Source organism: Winogradskyella alexanderae, assembly GCF_020166335.1.
In the GTDB taxonomy this organism is placed as follows: domain Bacteria; phylum Bacteroidota; class Bacteroidia; order Flavobacteriales; family Flavobacteriaceae; genus Winogradskyella; species Winogradskyella alexanderae.
In genome coordinates, this window is the sequence record NZ_JAIUJR010000001.1 from 40,352 (window position 1) to 59,084 (window position 18,733).

General features: G+C 36.5%; 13 protein-coding genes and 1 tRNA gene. 4 read left to right on the plus strand and 10 right to left on the minus strand.

The window, feature by feature from the left end; genetic code table 11:
* The 4 genes from LBU54_RS00165 to LBU54_RS00180 are packed head-to-tail and all read right to left on the minus strand — an operon-like array spanning position 1 to position 6,729.
* A complete protein-coding gene (locus tag LBU54_RS00165) occupies positions 1-540 on the minus strand; it encodes a DUF3341 domain-containing protein (RefSeq protein WP_224523673.1) in 540 nt (179 codons plus the stop codon).
* 8 nt (positions 541-548) lie between these two features.
* On the minus strand, positions 549-2,291 hold the full coding sequence (gene nrfD / locus LBU54_RS00170) for an NrfD/PsrC family molybdoenzyme membrane anchor subunit (protein WP_224523675.1): 1,743 nt from the start codon (positions 2,289-2,291) through the stop codon (positions 549-551).
* Between the two features lie 27 nt (positions 2,292-2,318).
* On the minus strand, positions 2,319-5,414 hold the full coding sequence (locus tag LBU54_RS00175; RefSeq protein WP_224523678.1) for a TAT-variant-translocated molybdopterin oxidoreductase: 3,096 nt from the start codon (positions 5,412-5,414) through the stop codon (positions 2,319-2,321).
* Positions 5,415-5,442: 28 nt separating this feature from the next.
* Positions 5,443-6,729: a c-type cytochrome gene (locus LBU54_RS00180; RefSeq protein WP_224523681.1), complete on the minus strand. Its 1,287-nt coding sequence runs from the start codon at positions 6,727-6,729 to the stop codon at positions 5,443-5,445.
* 270 nt (positions 6,730-6,999) lie between these two features.
* On the opposite strand from LBU54_RS00180, the gene LBU54_RS00185 reads away from it, so the two are divergent.
* Positions 7,000-7,320, plus strand: a complete 321-nt coding sequence (locus tag LBU54_RS00185) for an SPOR domain-containing protein (protein ID WP_224523684.1) — start codon at positions 7,000-7,002, stop codon at positions 7,318-7,320.
* Between the two features lie 52 nt (positions 7,321-7,372).
* Here the strand turns inward: LBU54_RS00185 and infB are convergent, their stop codons facing one another.
* The 3 genes from infB to rimP form a co-directional block, all read right to left on the minus strand.
* Entirely contained in the window at positions 7,373-10,042 is a 2,670-nt protein-coding gene (infB, locus tag LBU54_RS00190) for a translation initiation factor IF-2 (RefSeq protein WP_224523687.1), read from the minus strand.
* 71 nt (positions 10,043-10,113) lie between these two features.
* The gene (nusA, locus tag LBU54_RS00195; protein WP_224523690.1) at positions 10,114-11,346 is read right to left on the minus strand and encodes a transcription termination factor NusA; all 1,233 of its coding nucleotides are present in this window, start codon (positions 11,344-11,346) and stop codon (positions 10,114-10,116) included.
* 12 nt (positions 11,347-11,358) lie between these two features.
* Complete coding sequence (gene rimP, locus LBU54_RS00200) at positions 11,359-11,823, minus strand: ribosome assembly cofactor RimP (RefSeq protein ID WP_224523693.1); 465 nt, start codon at positions 11,821-11,823, stop codon at positions 11,359-11,361.
* A 150-nt stretch (positions 11,824-11,973) separates the two neighbouring features.
* On the opposite strand from rimP, the gene LBU54_RS00205 reads away from it, so the two are divergent.
* Positions 11,974-12,798, plus strand: coding sequence for a universal stress protein (locus tag LBU54_RS00205; RefSeq protein ID WP_224523696.1), 825 nt, complete (start codon positions 11,974-11,976; stop codon positions 12,796-12,798).
* Between the two features lie 52 nt (positions 12,799-12,850).
* Here LBU54_RS00205 and LBU54_RS00210 read toward each other — a convergent pair.
* Positions 12,851-12,923: transfer RNA gene (locus tag LBU54_RS00210), tRNA-Gln, on the minus strand.
* Positions 12,924-13,074: 151 nt separating this feature from the next.
* Here LBU54_RS00210 and LBU54_RS00215 point away from each other — a divergent pair.
* Together LBU54_RS00215 and LBU54_RS00220 are read left to right on the plus strand one after the other, a co-directional pair.
* Positions 13,075-16,473: a glycosyltransferase family 117 protein gene (locus tag LBU54_RS00215; protein ID WP_224523698.1), complete on the plus strand. Its 3,399-nt coding sequence runs from the start codon at positions 13,075-13,077 to the stop codon at positions 16,471-16,473.
* Positions 16,474-16,479: 6 nt separating this feature from the next.
* Entirely contained in the window at positions 16,480-17,130 is a 651-nt protein-coding gene (locus LBU54_RS00220) for a polysaccharide deacetylase family protein (RefSeq protein ID WP_224523701.1), read from the plus strand.
* Here the strand turns inward: LBU54_RS00220 and LBU54_RS00225 are convergent.
* Entirely contained in the window at positions 17,127-17,423 is a 297-nt protein-coding gene (locus LBU54_RS00225; protein ID WP_224523704.1) for a thioredoxin family protein, read from the minus strand. The genes LBU54_RS00220 and LBU54_RS00225 overlap by 4 nt on opposite strands.
* A 62-nt stretch (positions 17,424-17,485) precedes the next feature.
* Positions 17,486-18,730: a metallophosphoesterase gene (locus LBU54_RS00230; protein ID WP_224523706.1), complete on the minus strand. Its 1,245-nt coding sequence runs from the start codon at positions 18,728-18,730 to the stop codon at positions 17,486-17,488.
* Positions 18,731-18,733 lie beyond the last annotated feature (3 nt).

Genomic DNA, 18,733 nt, shown 5'->3' on the forward strand with positions numbered 1-18,733 from the left:
TTAATGTGAGTCTTCTTCTTTATCTACTAAGTTTATTTCGACAGCCCCAGTATCTTGCAACAATGAAGTTAGTTCGTTTTCATTATTGTGAACCGCTATCTCTATTAGAAAGTGATCATCTGTTGTTCTTGGGTCTGGATTCTCAGCTTTTTTAAATGGCCACATTCTACTACGTAAATAGAATGTTATAACCATTAAGTGAGCAGCAAAAAATACCGTAAGTTCAAACATAATTGGAACAAATGCCGGCATATTTTCTAAATAACTAAAACTTGGTTTACCGCCAATATCCTGAGGCCAATCTTTAATCATAATGAAATTCATCATTAGAATTGCTACTGTAAGACCAACGCACCCATATAAAAAGGATGTTATTGCAATACGAGTAGGAGCCAAGCCCATTGCCTTATCTAATCCGTGAACTGGAAAAGGTGTATATATTTCCTCGATGTGATGTTTTTCTGCCTTTACCTTTTTAACGGCAGCCATCAGAACATCATCGTCCGTATAAATAGCATGAATTACTTTTGAAGCTTCCATAGACTATATTAGTTATTTAATAAATTTTTTGCCTGACCAGCCCAATCGTCTCGCTCAGCTCTTCCAGGGAAAGAACCTGTGATTGAATCTAATAAGTCATATTCCTTTTTTGTCATTTTACTTACTTGTAAGAAAGTATAAATGCCAATACTATTAAGGACCTCTTCCATTTTTGGTCCAACGCCATTAATTTTTTTCAAATCGTCTGCTGTTTGAGTAGCAGCATCAAAAGCACCTATTGTCCCCAGAAGACTATTTACCTTTACATTCTTTTCGCCCGAATCAACAGTTGAACTTTCAACTGTAGTATTTATTTTAATATTTCCTGAAGAGGTTCTTGAGTCTACACCAGCACCAACAAGACTTTTACCTTGCTCTCTTAAATTCTTATAATTCTCTCCCGAAGACTTTAAAATTGTTTTGACCTCTGCCTGAGCAATCACAGGGAAAGTCCTTGCATACAATAAGAATAATACGAAGAAGAAACCGATAGTTCCAATAAAAATACCAATATCAACAAAAGTAGGGGAGAACATTGTCCAAGAAGACGGTAAGTAATCTCTATGTAATGAAGTTACAATAATTACGAAACGCTCAAACCACATACCTATATTTACCACTATTGATATAAAGAACGAGAACATAATGCTTGTTCGTAATTTCTTAAACCACATGAATTGTGGTGAAAAAACGTTACAAGTCATCATGGCCCAATAAGCCCACCAGTAGGGTCCTGTTGCCCTGTTTAAGAAAGCGTATTGCTCATACTCTACACCAGAATACCATGCGATGAACAACTCTGTTATATATGCCACGCCAACAATAGAACCAGTAATCATAATTACAATGTTCATTAACTCTATATGCTGCACAGTAATGTAATCCTCAAGGCTACATACTTTTCTCATGATTATAAGAAGGGTATTTACCATTGCAAATCCAGAGAAAATCGCCCCTGCAACAAAGTAAGGTGGGAATATAGTTGTATGCCAACCAGGTATAACCGACGTGGCGAAGTCAAACGATACAATGGTATGTACCGAGAGTACTAACGGTGTAGCTAATCCAGCTAGCACCAATGACACTTCCTCAAATCGTTGCCAATCCTTTGCTCTACCAGACCAACCAAAACTAAGTAGTGAATATATTTTCTTCTGAAATGGTTTTACAGCTCTATCTCTAATCATTGCAAAGTCTGGTAATAAACCTGTCCACCAGAATACTAAAGACACCGATAAATATGTAGATATTGCAAATACATCCCATAATAATGGCGAATTAAAGTTAACCCATAATGATCCGAATTGGTTAGGAATTGGCAATACCCAATATGCTAGCCATGGACGACCCATGTGAATAATTGGAAATAGACCAGCTTGGATAACCGAGAAGATTGTCATTGCTTCAGCAGAACGGTTAATTGCCATTCTCCACTTTTGGCGGAATAACAAAAGTACTGCCGAAATCAGTGTACCTGCGTGACCAATACCAACCCACCAAACGAAGTTAGTAATATCCCAAGCCCAGTTTACAGTCTTATTTAGACCCCAAACTCCAATACCAGTCGATATGGTATAAATAATACAACCTATTCCCCAAAGGAATGCTACCAAAGAAATACCGAAAACAATCCACCAAGCTTTATTGGCTTTGCCTTCCACGGGTCTTGCTACATCAACAGTAACATCGTGGTATGATTTTTCTCCAGTAACTAAAGGTCTTCTAATAGGTGCTTCGTAATGAGACGCCATAATTATATAATTGATTCTTTAATTTATTTATGCTTTAGCTGTATTTCTTACTTTAGTTTGATAAACTACATTTGGTTTAGTACCAACATGTTCCAGTAAGTGATAAGCTCTTTTATCTACTTTTAAGGCAGCTATTTCACTGTCTTTATCATTTATATCTCCAAATACCATCGCACCGTTTCCGCAAGCAGCAGAGCATGCAGTCTGGAATTCACCATCCCTAACTTCACGTCCATCACGCTTGGCATCTAAAATTGTCTTTTGAGTCTTCTGAATACAGAAAGAACATTTTTCCATAACACCTCTTGAACGAACTGTTACATCTGGATTAAGAACCATACGTCCTAAATCATCATTCATATAATAATCAAACTCGTCATTCTTATTATACAAGAACCAGTTGAAACGACGTACCTTATAAGGACAGTTGTTAGCACAATATCTCGTACCAACACAACGGTTATAAGCCATATGATTTTGACCTTGACGTCCGTGAGCAGTTGCTGCAACAGGACATACGGTTTCACAAGGCGCGTGATTACAATGCTGACACATTACAGGTTGGAATGCAACCTGTGGGTTGTCGGCTGGGTTTTCCATTTCACCAAACTCACTTAATGAGCTGCTTAAACCAGAAATATTATCTTTTTTCTCGTTATCACCTTCAAAAGAATCTTGCGATGAATAATACCTGTCAATACGCAACCAGTGCATATCTCTACTGCGTCTCATCTCTGTTTTTCCAACAACAGGAACGTTGTTTTCTGCATGACATGCAATTACACAAGCCCCACATCCCGTACAGGCGTTTAAGTCTATTGATAAATTAAAATGGTGCCCAATTGAACGATCAAAAGAATCCCATAAATCGACATCCGGAGAAGTTACTGGAGTTTCAATATGATCTTTAGATACTTTTGGTACGGCATTCCAATATTCCTTGTCTTTAGTATTGAATATTTCTAACGTTGTTTCTCTAATAATGTCTCCGCGACCCATCAAAGTATTGTGTAACTGAACACATGCAAACTCATGCATTCCTTCAGCTTTACTTATAGTCACATTTTGTACAGCATTAAAGTTTTGATATAATGGATATGCATTAACTCCTGTTTGCATTTCTGCTTTCAAACCAGATGTTCTACCATATCCGAATGAAAGTCCTACTGAACCTTTTGCCTGTCCTGGTTGAATAATTACTGGCACATTTGAAACAGTTACTCCATTTACCGTAACGTTTGCATAGCTCCCATTTAATCCACCATTAGCAACATTTTCATTAACCAATCCCAAACGATCTGCGTCAGATTTAGAAACAGTCAAATAATTATCCCAAGATGTTCTTGTAATAGGATCTGGAAATTCTTGCAACCATGGATTATTAGCTTGTTGCCCATCGCCCATACCTACTTTAGTGTAGAGTGAAAGCTCCATCTCTCCAACTTTAGCGGACGAAGCTAATGCCATTCCTGCCTTTGCACTTGGTGTTTCTAATGTTTCGTCTGTGTTATCTTCTGATTCACTTTCATCAATTGATGAACTAACAAAGAATCCGTCCTGCACAGCCTTGTTAAAAGATTCTCCATTAAGAATATTTGCTGTCCATACTTCCTTTATATAATCTCTGTAAGAGGACGCATTGCCATTCCAAGCTAAAAGTACCTCTTGAAATTGTTTTGTATCAAAAAGAGGACGAATTGTAGGCTGCATCATAGAGTAATGGCCTGACTTCATTTCAAAGTCGCCCCAAGATTCCAAGAAATGAGGTGTTGCTGCTATATACTGACAGTTTGTTGATGTTTCGTCTTGTTTCATTGAAAACGCAACGGACAAGTCTGTTTTGTTTAATCCTTCAGCAAAGTCAGAAGCATTTGGCATTGTGTACATAGGATTTACGCCATACGTAATTATCGCACCTACCTGGCCTGCTTTCATATCAGCAATAAGCTGCTCTACTTCACTACTATTACCCTGTCTTGTCATAATAGTTGTCTTAGGGTCAAATGCCTTACTTTTTAAGTACTCATTAATTTCTAATACAACTGTTTGTGCGTTTACATCCTGAATCCCGGTAACAACAACAGCATTACTTCCGGCGTTACTCAACTCTTTAGCTGCAACTTTTATCGCTGCATCAAGATTTTCTGAGAGTTTAGCACCTCCGACAGAATTACCTGTCACATAACTGTATAATTTGGCTAGGGCTAATTTCTGTTCACTTGGTTTAAGAGGAACACGTTTATCCGCGTTCGCACCTGATAAAGACATATTAGATTCAAACTGAATATGTCTTGACATTTTACCGTTTTCCGGTACACGTCCTTTAGCATAACCAGACTCAAATCCGCCACCTTGCCAATCTCCAATAAAATCAGCACCTATAGAAACTATTGTTTTTGCCTTAGAGAAATCGTAGTTAGCCATTCCTCTTTTACCATATTTTGCCTGGTAAGCATCTAAAGTTGCTGATTCCGAAACCGCGTCGTAAGTCACGTGACGAACATTACCATATTTATCAGAAAACTCACTAATTAATTTATGTGTTGAAGGACTAGCTAAGGTTTGTGTTAGTAATACAATTTGTTTACCGTCTTTTAACTGATTTAGAGCCATAGAAGTTTCAGACATGAATGTATCCCATGAAATTTCAGTATCCCCCTTCATTGGTGCCTTAACTCTTAAATTATCGTAAAGCCCTAAAATTGAAGCATGAACCCTAGCATTTGCCATGCCGTTCGTTGATGCATCCGTATTATTTTCAATTTTAATTGGTCGACCTTCTCTTGTCTTAACTAAAATACTAGCGAAATCATATCCGTCTGCAATTGTCGTAGCGTAAAAGTTTGCTACTCCAGGAATTATCTCCGTTGGTTGCACAACGTAAGGTATAGATTTAATTACAGGACCTTCACATGCTGCCAAAGAAGCTGCTGCAGTGCTAAACCCTACGTATTTTAAGAAATCACGACGCGAAGTTGATGAAGATTCTAATGACTCTTTATCTCCTAAAAATTCGTCTGTTGGAATTTCTTCCACAAATTCATTTTGCTGTAGCGTCTCAACAATAGAGCTATTTTCATTTAGCTCTTCAACACTTTTCCAGTATTTCTTGTTTGATGACATATAATTCTGAATTACTTCTTAATTTCTATTAATAATGACACTTACCACATTCTAAACCTCCCATTTGTGCTGCAGTTAACTGCTCAACACCATACTTTTTAGAAAGCTGTTCGTGTATTTTGGTATAGTATCCGTTGTCTTTAACTTTTACATTTGTCTCTCTGTGACAATTAATACACCAGCCCATCGTTAGCGGTGAATGCTGGTACATAATTTCCATTTCTTCAACTGGGCCATGACATGTTTGACACTCTAAACCAGCAACCGAAACGTGCTGTGAGTGATTAAAATATGCAAAATCCGGTAGGTTATGAATACGTATCCATTTAACTGGTTGTGTTTCTCCAGTATATCCTGTTCCATCCCAACCAACTGCTTCATATAATTTCTGGATTTCCGCGTTATAATCTACACCAAATTCTTTTATACCTTCCTGCTGGGTTGCCTCAGCGACTTCGCCAATGGCCTTATGGCAATTCATACAAATATTCAATGATGGAATACCAGAATGCTTACTTACTCTCGCTGAAGAATGACAGTATTTACAATCAATTCCATTTTCACCTGCGTGAATTCTATGGGAATAATGTATTGGTTGCACAGGTTCGTAACCTTGGTCAATACCAATTTGCATGAAATAACCGTAAGCAAAATAGCCACTCGCTAAGAGCAAGAATATTACACTTACAAGCACCAAGAATTGATTTTGAACAAATGCTTTCCAAATTGGAATACGTTTTTCTTCGATAACGGCTTCAATTCCCTTAGCTTCTGCAAAGCGATTTAATGTGCGCTTTACTAAAATCAACGCCAATGCCAATAAAGCAAATAATACGGCTAACGCTCCAAGAATTAAATCATTGGAAATCCCTGGTTCTTGAACCATAACTTCTGCTCCTGTTTCAACTGGCGCTGGTGCAGGTGGCGGTGCAGCCGTATATGCTAAAATATCGGAGATATCTTGATCGCTCAATTGCGGAAAGGCATTCATAGCAACTTGATTCCACTCATTGTAAATCTTATTTGCGTAAGCGTCACCAGATTTTATTAATGCAGAACTATTGCGTATCCATTTATTAAGCCATTCTCTATCCAATCCTTCCTCTTCATATAGCCTTTGCTCAACATTTGCTAATGCAGGTCCAGTCATTGGTTTATTCAACTTATGGCATGCCGCACAATTTGCGTTGAATAAAGATTTACCATTTGCTGGATCGCCCTCTTGAGCATTAAGTGAAGTTGAAAACGTAAGTAATAAAATAAAACCAAGACGAAGTATCTGTGAGGTTAAATTACGGTAGATAACGTGTTTCATATTTTAAGTTGAATTATCTTCTAAACTTTGGTATGATTTTTTCTGTAAATATGACAAAAATCATGTTTCTATAAACTCTGGCAAAAATAAGATATAAAGTGAATTTTCCGAATGTAAGTGAAGTGTTAGTATCTAATTTATAATTGTTCTAAATAAGATTTTTAAACGAATTGCGTTCAATAGTTTAACTTTGCAAATAAAGGCACTATTATGAGATTAAATATCAGTAAATTAATCACTTTTTTAGCATTAGTGTTGATAACGTTATCAATGCAAGCACAAACAGGTACAGTAACGATAGATCAAGATAAGGATATTGAAAAATTACTGGAATACAAAAAGGATATAAGGACAAATAAAACCTATAAAATTCAAGTTTTTCAAAGTGTAGATCCTGACCGTGCTCAACGCGAAAAATCAGAATTTTTAAATTCATTTAGTGAGTGGCCGGTAGAAATTCATTGGAATACACCAAATTACAAAGTCTGGGTTGGCAATTTTAGTACTCGACTAGAGGCAGATAGAGCCTTACTAAAAATCAAAAAACAGTATATGAACGCTATTATTTTTCAGCCTAAGACTGAAAAATAGTAATAAAAAAGGCAACCAAATTGGTTGCCTTTCCAGTTATTCATTTGAAAGGTTATTTCAGCTTCTTTTTTACTTCTACTTCTTGGAATGCTTCAATAACATCACCCTCTTTTATGTCATTATAGTTCTTAACCTGCATACCACAATCGTAGCCTTTAGAAACTTCTTTTACATCATCTTTAAAACGTTTTAAGGAAGCTAACTCGCCTGTAAACACAACAACACCATCTCTAATCAATCGGATACCTGAGTTTCTAAAAATCTTTCCGTTAGTAACCATACATCCAGCAATAGTACCAATCTTAGAAATCTTAAATGTTTCACGAATTTCGGCAGTACCAGTAATTTCTTCTTTGAGTTCTGGTGAAAGCATTCCTTCCATTGCATCTTTCAGATCGTTAATTGCATCGTAAATAATAGAATATGTTCTGATATCGATTTCTTCCTTATCTGCTATTGCACGGGCATTACCTACCGGACGAACATTAAATCCAACGATAATTGCATCTGATGCAGAAGCCAACAATACGTCACTTTCTGTAATGGCACCTACACCTTTGTGTATTATATTAACTTGGATTTCTTCAGTTGATAATTTCTGGAATGAATCTGTTAATGCCTCAACCGATCCATCTACATCTCCTTTGAGAATAATATTCAACTCCTGGAAATCTCCAAGAGCAATACGTCTTCCTATTTCATCTAAGGTAATATGACGTTGTGTTCTGACAGATTGCTCACGTTGTAACTGTGTACGTTTAGTTGCAATTTGTTTGGCCTCACGCTCATCTTCAAATACATTGAATTTATCACCTGCTTGTGGCGCACCATCTAAACCTAATATTGAAACTGGTGTTGAAGGGCCAGCTTCTTTAACCTGCTTGCCACGTTCATCATGCATGGCTTTAACTTTACCGCTGTTCTTACCTGCAAGGACATAGTCTCCAACTCGCAGTGTACCTGCTTGCACTAAAATAGTAGATACATAACCTCTTCCTTTATCAAGATATGCTTCGACTACAGTACCATTAGCTGGTTTGTTCGGATTGGCTTTAAGTTCTAAAAGCTCTGCTTCCAAAAGCACTTTCTCCAATAGTTCCTTTACTCCTGTCCCAAATTTGGCAGAAATATCATGAGATTGGATTTTTCCGCCCCAATCTTCAACCAATAAATTCATATTTGCCAAGCCTTCTTTTACCTTTTCTGGATTAGCATCTGGTTTATCTATTTTATTTATTGCAAATACGATTGGAACTCCGGCGGCTTGTGCATGCGAAATTGCTTCTTTTGTTTGCGGCATGATTGCATCGTCCGCTGCCACAACTATAATAGCAATATCTGTAACTTGTGCACCACGCGCACGCATTGCCGTAAAGGCTTCGTGCCCTGGGGTATCTAGGAATGCTATTTTTTGACCGTTTTCTAATTGCACACCATAGGCACCAATATGTTGGGTAATACCACCCGACTCACCAGCAATTACATTTTCTTCCCTTATATAATCAAGCAACGACGTTTTACCATGATCTACGTGTCCCATAACTGTTACTATTGGAGCACGTGGTTTTAAGTCTTTTGGATCATCTTCTGCCTCCTCAATCGCTTCTTCAATATCCGCAGTGACAAACTCTACTTCGTAACCAAACTCTTCAGCAACTATCGATAGGGTTTCAGCATCAAGTCTTTGGTTCATCGTTACCATCATGCCAAGCGACATACATGCCGAAATTACCTCTGTTACACCAACATCCATCATTGTTGCAACCTCACTTACTGTAACAAATTCCGTAACTTTTAATATTTTACTTTCAGCTGCTTCTGCCTGTAATTCTTTTTCAGATTGCTCTCTGTGCAGGTCTCTCTTTTCTCTTCGGTATTTTGCACCTTTCCCCTTACTTGATTTACCTTGGAGTTTCTCTAAGGTTTCGCGGATTTGTTTTTGCACTTCCTCCTCGGTTGGTTCTTCTTTAACCGCCTTAGGCCTAGCACTTCCTCTTCCTTTTTGCCCACGTCTTTTATCAAAGTTTGGTTTTCCAGATTCTATACCGCCTTTACTAATGCGACGTCTTTTCCGTTTACTCCCTGTATCTCCTTCAGTCTTTTTTTCTTCCTTTTTCTTTTTTGGCTTGTTAAACTGCGAAAGGTCTATTTTCTTACCTGTTGTGGTTGGCCCTGATAACTTTTTGTATTGTGTTTTTAATTTTTCTTCAACAGGTTCTTCCTCAACGGTTTCTTCTACCTTTTTTGAGGTCTTCTTCGCTGTAACTTCTGTTGCTTTTGATTGCTCTGAATCTTTTTTTGTCTCTTTTGGCTTCTCTACTACTTGATCTGCTTTAGCTTCTGTTTTCTCAACTTTCTTTTTAGGTGTTGGCTTTTCGAGATCTATTTTACCGATCTTTTTTGGACCACTTAAATCTGCCTTTGCCTTAACTACAGGTGACTTTACAGTCTCATCTTTCTTTTGTTTTTCCTCAATCTCCCGTTCACGTTGCTCACGAAGCTCTTCTTTTTCCTTAAGTTTTGCCTCACTTACTTCTTGAGCTTTTTCGCGCTTAGTAGCATCGGTCTGAAACTCGTCCGAAAGCGTATCATAAACTTCTTGTGAAATTTTGGTATTTGGGCTCTTCTCTATTTCGATTCCCTTTGATTCTAAAAAATCAACTGCTCGATCTAGTGAAATGTTTAATTCCCTTAATACCTTATTTATTCTTATTTGAGCCATAAATTGCCTGTAATATAACTTAAAATTGTTTTATAGCAATTCAACAAAAATTATTAGAGTTGAATTGTTATTTAGTCTTCAAATTCTTCTTTAAGAATCTTAATAACTTCTATGATTGTTTCTTCTTCTAAATCCGTTCTCTTTACCAAGTCTTCTACATCCTGTTCTAGGATGCTTTTTGCAGTGTCCAGTCCTGCTTTGCTAAACTCGTCAATTATCCAGCCATCAATCTCATCACTGAATTCCGTTAGTTCTACATCTTCCTCTGCTCCCTCTCTAAAGACATCGATTTCATATCCGGTTAATTGGCCTGCCAATCTAATATTATGACCACCTCTACCTATAGCTTTAGATACTTCTTCTGGTTTAAGCAAAACTTCAGCCCTCATATTTTCCTCATCTAATTTCAATGAAGTTACGCGTGCTGGACTGAGCGCTCTGGTAACGAATAGTTGTATGTTGTTTGTATAATTAATTACATCAATATTTTCGTTTCCTAGTTCTCTTACTATTCCGTGAATTCTAGAACCCTTCATTCCAACACATGCACCAACCGGGTCAATTCTGTCATCATAAGAATCTACTGCCACTTTTGCTTTTTCGCCTGGAATACGTACAACTTTCTTAACCGTAATTAATCCGTCAAACACCTCAGGTATTTCCTGTTCAAAAAGTTTCTCTAAGAAAATAGGAGATGTTCTAGACATAATGATAGCAGGTTTACTACCTTTAAGTTCTACGCTTTCTATTATCCCTCTCACGTTTTCACCTTTTCTAAAGAAATCTGATGGGATTTGTTTATCCTTTGGGAGTATAATTTCATTTCCTTCATCATCTAAGAGTATAATTGCTCTGTGACGAATGTGATGAACTTCTGCTGTATAAATCTCACCCTCAAGCTCTTTAAATTGCTTGTATATATTGGTATTATCGTGTTCGTGTATTTTGGATATAAGGTTTTGTCTCAATGCCAAAATGGATCGTCTTCCAAGATCTACTAGTTTTACTTCTTCTGCAACATCTTCCCCTACTTCAAAATCTGGTTCAATTTTTTGAGCCTCTGATAATGCAATTTCCTGATTTGGGTCTTCAACCTCACCATCTGCAACCACTATTCGGTTTCTCCATATTTCCAAATCACCTTTATCTGGGTTAATAATGATGTCGAAATTGTCATCATCACCATACTTTTTCTTTAAAGCATTGCGCAATACATCTTCTAGAATCGCCATAAGCGTCACTCTATCAATTAATTTATCGTCCTTAAATTCTGAAAATGATTCTATTAACGCTACATTTTCCATAATTGAATTGAATTAAAATTTTATTTTCACTTTTGCTTCTTGAATGTCTCCAAAAGCAATATTAGCCTCTTTAATTACTGTTACTTTACCTTTTCCTACCGGTTTGGGCTCTCGTGTTTTCCACTTAAGCAATACGCTCTTATCATTAACATCAATTAATTCTCCAGTAAGTTTTTCACCATCTACAGTTCTTACCTCTAGACTTCTGCCTACATGTTTTTTATATTGCCTTGGCATAACCAACGGAGAAGTTGCCCCACAAGACGTTACTTCTAACGCAAAATCGTGCTCGTCTCTATCAAGATTGTGCTCTATGGCTCTGCTAATAAAAATGCAATCATCTACTAGAACTCCATCATCTCCATCTAAAACAACCCTGATTGTATTGTCCGGTAAAATTTCGAAATCGATGAGAAATAAGTCTTGACGCTCATTGAGCGCACTTTCTAATAAATTTCTTACGTTTTCTTTAAACATTTCTTGATATAAAAAGAGAGGACCTCTCGTCCTCTCGTTTATTCCTTTTACCAAATAACTCTGCAAATATACAATATTTATGGATTTTTCAAAGGTGTTGCAAGTGGAATTATTTTCTTAAATTTATAAGACTAACATAAATCAAGCACAATGAATAGAATATTAGTCCCAACAGATTTTTCGGAACAAGCCGAAAATGCTTTGAAAGTTGCAGCCATGCTTGCCAAACCTAACAACGCCGAAATCTATTTATTGCATATGATGGAAATACCAATGCAACAGATAGACCCCATAAATGCTCATAGTGACGTCCCTGAGGCTCTATTCTTTATGAAACTTGCCCATAAAAAGTTTGAAGATTTAATGGATAGTGATTTTTTAGAGGGTATCACAGTGCACGAAACTGTTAAAGCAGATCTTACTTTTAATGAAATTAAAGAAGCCTGTAAAGAATTTAATATTGACATGATAGTAATGGGTTCTCACGGAGCCAAGGGAATTAAGGAAATGTTCGTTGGATCTAACGCGGAAAAGGTCGTACGCACTTCGGAAGTTCCTGTTTTAGTTATTAAGAACAAACACCAATCGTTTATTGTTAATGATTTTGTTTTTGCATCGGATTTTAAGAATGACAATAGAGAAACGTACAAACAAGCTGTACAATTTGCTGAATCCTTTGGGGCAAGAATTCATTTACTTATGGTTAATACCGCAAGCAACTTTATCACTACAATAGAGGCCAAGGAAAGAATTCACGATTTTATCTCTGGACAGTCCTTCGATAATTACTCGATAAACATATACAATGACATTAGTGTAGAGCAGGGGATTTTGAATTTTTCAAAAGATGTTAATGCCGATCTTATTGGTATAAGCACCCACGGAAGACAAGGCATTGCTCATTTTTTTAACGGCAGTATAAGTGAAGATCTTGTCAACCACGCCAAGCGACCTGTTATTACATTTAAGATTTAATCCTATTCTCATAATAAAAAAAGTCCTAATCGAATTGATTAGGACTTTTTTGTTGGCCCACTAGGGCTCGAACCTAGACTCTTCTGGACCAAAACCAGACGTGTTGCCAGTTACACCATGGGCCATTCCCTTAAAAGAGGATGCAAATTTAAAACAAAGATTTGCTTAGGCAAAAAAAAACTAAAAAATAATTTAAATTACTTAACGTTAACTTAAAAACCTATGCTGTATTGTATTTATTAGTAAATTCGCCAGCATCAAAAAGTACCTTTATTCATGGGAGATTTTAACTTTAAGAAGTTGAATACAATTTTAGGTTGGCTAGTTTTTACAATTGCATTTGCAGTCTACGCGCTTACCATAGAACCAACCGTCAGTTTTTGGGATGCAGGAGAATACATTTTAACATCATCAAAATTGCAAGTTGGCCATCCACCAGGTGCGCCTCTTTTTCAAATGCTAGGTGCTTTCTTCTCTGTTTTTGCGCTTGAACCTTCTCAAATAGGTATGATAATGAATATGATGAGTGCTGTGGCTAGCGCATTCACTATACTATTTATGTTTTGGACCATAAGCATGTTGCTAGTTAAACTTGTTAAATACAAAAATGATTCAAGCAACAAAGGAATAGCGATACTTGGCAGTGCATTAGTTGGTAGCTTGGCATTTGCATTTACTGACTCCTTTTGGTTTAATGCTGTCGAAACCGAAGTCTATGCCATGGCTACCTTAATTATGGCCGCAATGTTTTACCTAGCTTTACGCTGGGAGCAGGACATGGACAGCCCGAGAGGAAATAGATGGCTTATTTTAATTGCATTTATAATTGGATTATCCTTCGGTGTTCATTTCATGGGATTACTTACCATACCGGCAATTGGCTTAATTTATTACTTTAAAAATTACAAAACAATAACGGTTAAAAACTTTATTTTGGCAAATGTTATTTCCGCAGCCATACTCCTGTTTATTTTTAAGCTATTATTACCCTCTACATTAAAACTATTCGGTTATCTCGAAGTATTTTTTGTGAACTCCATTGGTCTACCATTTAATTCTGGAACACTAATAACTGGGTTACTTGTAATTGGCTTGTTTTATTATGGCCTCAATTACACGAAAAAGATGGCAATGGTTCATGCCAATACACTCATTCTATGTTTAATGTTTATTTTCATAGGTTTTTCGTCTTGGATGATGTTGCCAATACGTGCTAACGCAAATGTTATTATCAATGAAAACAATCCTTCTGATGCACGAGAGCTTCTTGCGTATTATAATTTAGAGCAATATCCAGAAACCCATTTATTTTATGGGCCGCAGTTTACAGAAATTTATTCAGGGCAGGATGAAGATGAACCCTTTGTTGATGACAAGAAAAACTATGAACGTGACGAGGACAAAGGGGAGTATGTTATCATAAACGACTGGGAAAAAAGTAAACAAAATTACAACCATGATCATGCTTCAATTTTACCTCGAATGTGGAGTAGTGAGCATGCCGAAAATTATATGATGTTTACTGGCTTGATTGATTTTAAAGTAGACCCTACCATTCAGACTAGAGCTTATAATGAAGCTATAAATGCTGGCATCCCAGAAGAACAAGCCAGCCAATATGCTCTGCAAGAAAAAAGAAGAGTTGATCAATTAGTTAATAACTTTAGAATGAGTGTTGCTCAAGGCGAAGTTGATTATGAGGGATATGACAAGTTTTTAAGATCGTATGCGCAACGCTATTTAATTGTAGAGAAACCCTCATTTATTGATAATCTGGCCTATATGTTTCAATATCAGTTTGGCTACATGTATTGGCGTTATTTTATGTGGAACTTTTCTGGTAGACAAAATGATATACAAGGAAAATATGATGATTTTAATGGTAATTGGATTTCTGGAATCAAATTTATTGATGAGTTCCATTTAGGGATGTCTCAAGATGATTTACCTTCGGATGTTTTAAACAACAAGGCCAGAAACACATATTTTTTCTTACCCTTTTTACTAGGTCTAATAGGGTTACTCTTCCTCATAAATACAGATAAAAAGAGATTCTGGGTATTACTTGTGTTTTTCTTGTTAACCGGAATTGCTATTCAATTCTATACCAACGTTAGACCATTTGAACCGCGCGAACGTGATTACTCCGTTGTTGGTTCTTTCTATGTTTTTGCCATTTGGATTGGATTTGGTGTTTATGCCTTATATGATTTACTAAAAAGCAATGTCAAAACGAAACTCCTAGCCCCTGCCATAACCTTAATTTGTCTTATAGCAGTACCTGGATTACTTATAGCCAATAATTGGGACGACCATGATAGATCTGGAAAATATACGGCCAATGCAATGGCAAGAAAATACTTAGAATCATGTGCTCCGAACGCTATTTTATTTACTATTGGCGATAATGACTCCTTCCCCTTATGGTATCTACAAGAAATTGAGGGCGTTAGGACTGATGTTAGAGTGGTTAACACCAGCTTATTTCAAACAGATTGGTATATAGATCAAATGAAGCGTAAAGCATATGAAAGCGATCCTATACCATCGCAACTTACACATAAGCAGTATAGAGCCGGCACGAGGGATGTAATTATATATCGGGAAATAAGCGAACGTATTGCTAATGACACATTGGATATTAATAGATTTATGGATTTTGTTTCAAGCGAAAAGCCTAATACCAAATTTAGATTTGTTGTAGAAAGTATGGGAGAAGACCCTAGACAATATCCAAAACATTTGCTTAATTCAAACTACTTTCCAACACGAAATATCAGTATCCCTGTAAATAAAGAGGAAGTGCTAAAAAACGGTATCGTAAAGGCTAAGGACGCTGATAAGATTGTAGATAATCTATATACCAAAATTGCGGGAGGCTACATTTACAAAAACCGCTTATTAATGTTGGATATTATTGCAAACAACAACTGGGAACGACCAATTTATTTTACTGGTGGCGCCTTTGGAGACGAGGATTATGTTTGGTTAAAAGACTATCTTCAATTAGATGGAATGTGCTACAAGTTAGTTCCAATTAAAACACCAGTGGATAGAGCAAATCCTTATGATATGGGTCGTGTAGATGCTGAGCTTATGTACCAAAAAGTAAAAGAATGGAATTGGGGTGGCAGTGGCGAAGATATCTATCACGATATCGAAACTAGACGCAATGGTATTACTTACAGAGGCAATATAGCAAGGCTTATAGAACAACTCATTAATGATGGCCAAATGGATAAGGCTGAGGAAATGGCAGATCTTGCGATGGAAAAAATGCCGGTAGATATATTCGGATTTTATTCATTGTTAGAACCCTATGTTAGTGCTTACTATGAAGTAGAAAATCAAGAAAAAGCAAGACAACTGTATAGAGATGTTTCAAGAAAATACCAAGAAAACCTTATGTTCTTGAGTAGTTTAAGGTTAGAAAACCAAGAAAAATATATTGAAGAAATCTATACCGATATCCAAAGATACAGATCGTTAGTTGATGTTACTGTAGTTTATGATCAAGAGTTTGCACTTGAAGAGACAAAAAAATTCAATGGTTATCTAAGATTATTCGACGCATTATTAGGCCCTGTTTTAGAAGAACCAGAGGCAAGAGAGGACCTTGATATTAATGATTTACTAGAGGAAAGCGATACTACTATTTCACCCGAACAAGAATAGAAGGTTGTGCAAGTTATTCCCGCAAAAACTCCGGACTTTGTAAAATCACTTTTTCCGAACTTAGTGTGGAATATCACAACTAACAATAAAGAACTTTATTTAACCTTTGATGATGGCCCAACTCCTGAAATTACAGTATGGGTCTTAGACATCTTGCGACAATACAATGCTAAAGCAACATTTTTCTGTATTGGTAATAATATCGAAAAACATCCAAAATTATTCTCTAAAGTAATTGATCAAGGTCACGCTATTGGTAACCATACATTTAATCATTTAAAAGGCTGGAGACATACAACCAAAAACTACATAAAAGATGTGGTGAGAACCGAATCATTAATTGATTCTTTTCACACAGATCATAGCGAAAACTATAGAAAATTTTTTCGACCACCTTACGGCAAGTTTAAAGTAAAACAAAGCAAGAAACTTCAAGAGTTAGGGTACAACATAATAATGTGGGATGTTCTTTCCTATGATTGGGACTCTTCTATAAAAGCTGAAGATTGCCTTAAAAATGTAATTTCTTCAGCTAAGGCGGGTAGCATAGTAGTATTTCACGACAGTATTAAAGCCTACAAAAACCTTCAATATACCTTACCTGAAGTTTTAGAATATTATACGACTAGGGGTTATACCTTTAAGGCACTTTATTAAATATATTCTTGTATTATTCCAATAAGTGTGTTGGCGTCTTGTTCACCGCTATGGCGCCATTTCATTTCACCATTTTTATAAATAATTAAAGTCGGTAACCCTTTAACGCGAAGTGCTTCTGCAAGCTCCTTGTTCTTATCAACATCAATTTTTATGACTTTGGCTTTGTCACCTAGTGCTGCAGCTACATCTCGTAAGACTGGATGCATTGCAATGGATTGTTCGTTCCATTCAGTGTAGAAGTCTAATAGAACCGGAATATCGACATCTATTAATTCTCCAAATTTTGACATACGCTAAGGTTTTAGTCGAACGCGTTTTACAAACCTACATAAAAATACGCAAATGTTAACAATTATGCTGGTTTTTCGCCCTTTTTAAGCTCTATAACAGTGATTTCTGGCCATATCCCAACACGCCCAGGAAACGCCAAATATCCAAATCCTCGATTTACATTAATATATTGCCCCAACTCTTCATAAATTCCTGCCCAATATTTATATCGCCATTTTACCGGACTCCATTTAAACCAGCCCGGTATTTCAATACCAAATTGCATCCCATGGGTATGACCGCTCAAGGTTAAATGATAGTGGTAATCATCATTAATTACTTGTTGCTCCCAATGGCTTGGATCATGACTCAGTAAAATCTTAAAGTCATTTTTATCTACTTTACTTGAGGCTTTCTTTAAATCACCTGCTTTTTTAAATCCTCCTTTACCCCAGTTTTCTACACCCACCAAGGCTATTCTTTCGCCCTCTTTTTCAATAAATCTATTTTCATTCAATAACAAATCAAAACCAATTTCTTTTTGGATAAATTTTAACTCTTCTAGATTTTGTTTTTTGTCCTCGGTGTTTTCCCAACGAACATAATCGCCATAATCGTGATTCCCTAGAACCGAAAATAAACCATCTTTAGCCTCCAACTTCTTAAAGATATCTACGTAAGGACGCATCTCCTGAGCCGTATTATTTACCATGTCTCCAGTGAATAAAATGACATCGCTTTTTTGCTCATTTATTAAGTCAATAGCATATTCTACTTTTTTGATATTATCAAAACTTCCTGAGTGTACATCACTGATTTGTGTTAACCTGTAACCATCAAATGCTTTCGGCAAATCCTCAAAATGAAGTGTGTATTTAAGGACCTTAAAATTGTATTTGCCCTTATACATACCATATAAAATTGAAGCTAAAGGAATGGATGCCAATCCTAATCCTATCTGACTTATAAATTTCCTTCTAGAGGGAAAATGCCTTATTTGATTACCGCTAGTGCTGTCATCTTGCATAAAATAACTATAGATACCTTGCGGTATTCTAAAAACATCTTCAGCAAACATTACAGTAATAAGTATCAATTTCGGGACAATCATAGCAATAAGAAATCCTACGGCTAGAGCATTGGCTTGGGAGAATCCTGCACTTCTGTTGAACCCAAAGAATTGATAAATAAAATGCCCAATAACTGCAAAAGTAACAATCCAATACAAGACATACCACCAGTTGCTTTTTGTGACCGTTTTTAAAGATTGAAATGCATAGTAATCTGCAACCCCAATTAAAACAATGAATATTATCCAGCGAATCATATA

Coding starts and splice junctions, on each gene's coding strand:
- LBU54_RS00225 (WP_224523704.1), bottom strand. CDS start 17,423: ATGTCAAAATTTGGAGAATTAATAGATGTCGATATTCCGGTTCTATTA.
- LBU54_RS00215 (WP_224523698.1), top strand. CDS start 13,075: ATGGGAGATTTTAACTTTAAGAAGTTGAATACAATTTTAGGTTGGCTA.
- rimP (WP_224523693.1), bottom strand. CDS start 11,823: ATGTTTAAAGAAAACGTAAGAAATTTATTAGAAAGTGCGCTCAATGAG.
- nusA (WP_224523690.1), bottom strand. CDS start 11,346: ATGGAAAATGTAGCGTTAATAGAATCATTTTCAGAATTTAAGGACGAT.
- LBU54_RS00185 (WP_224523684.1), top strand. CDS start 7,000: ATGCAAGCACAAACAGGTACAGTAACGATAGATCAAGATAAGGATATT.
- LBU54_RS00180 (WP_224523681.1), bottom strand. CDS start 6,729: ATGAAACACGTTATCTACCGTAATTTAACCTCACAGATACTTCGTCTT.
- infB (WP_224523687.1), bottom strand. CDS start 10,042: ATGGCTCAAATAAGAATAAATAAGGTATTAAGGGAATTAAACATTTCA.
- LBU54_RS00165 (WP_224523673.1), bottom strand. CDS start 540: ATGGAAGCTTCAAAAGTAATTCATGCTATTTATACGGACGATGATGTT.
- nrfD (WP_224523675.1), bottom strand. CDS start 2,291: ATGGCGTCTCATTACGAAGCACCTATTAGAAGACCTTTAGTTACTGGA.
- LBU54_RS00205 (WP_224523696.1), top strand. CDS start 11,974: ATGAATAGAATATTAGTCCCAACAGATTTTTCGGAACAAGCCGAAAAT.
- LBU54_RS00230 (WP_224523706.1), bottom strand. CDS start 18,730: ATGATTCGCTGGATAATATTCATTGTTTTAATTGGGGTTGCAGATTAC.
- LBU54_RS00175 (WP_224523678.1), bottom strand. CDS start 5,414: ATGTCATCAAACAAGAAATACTGGAAAAGTGTTGAAGAGCTAAATGAA.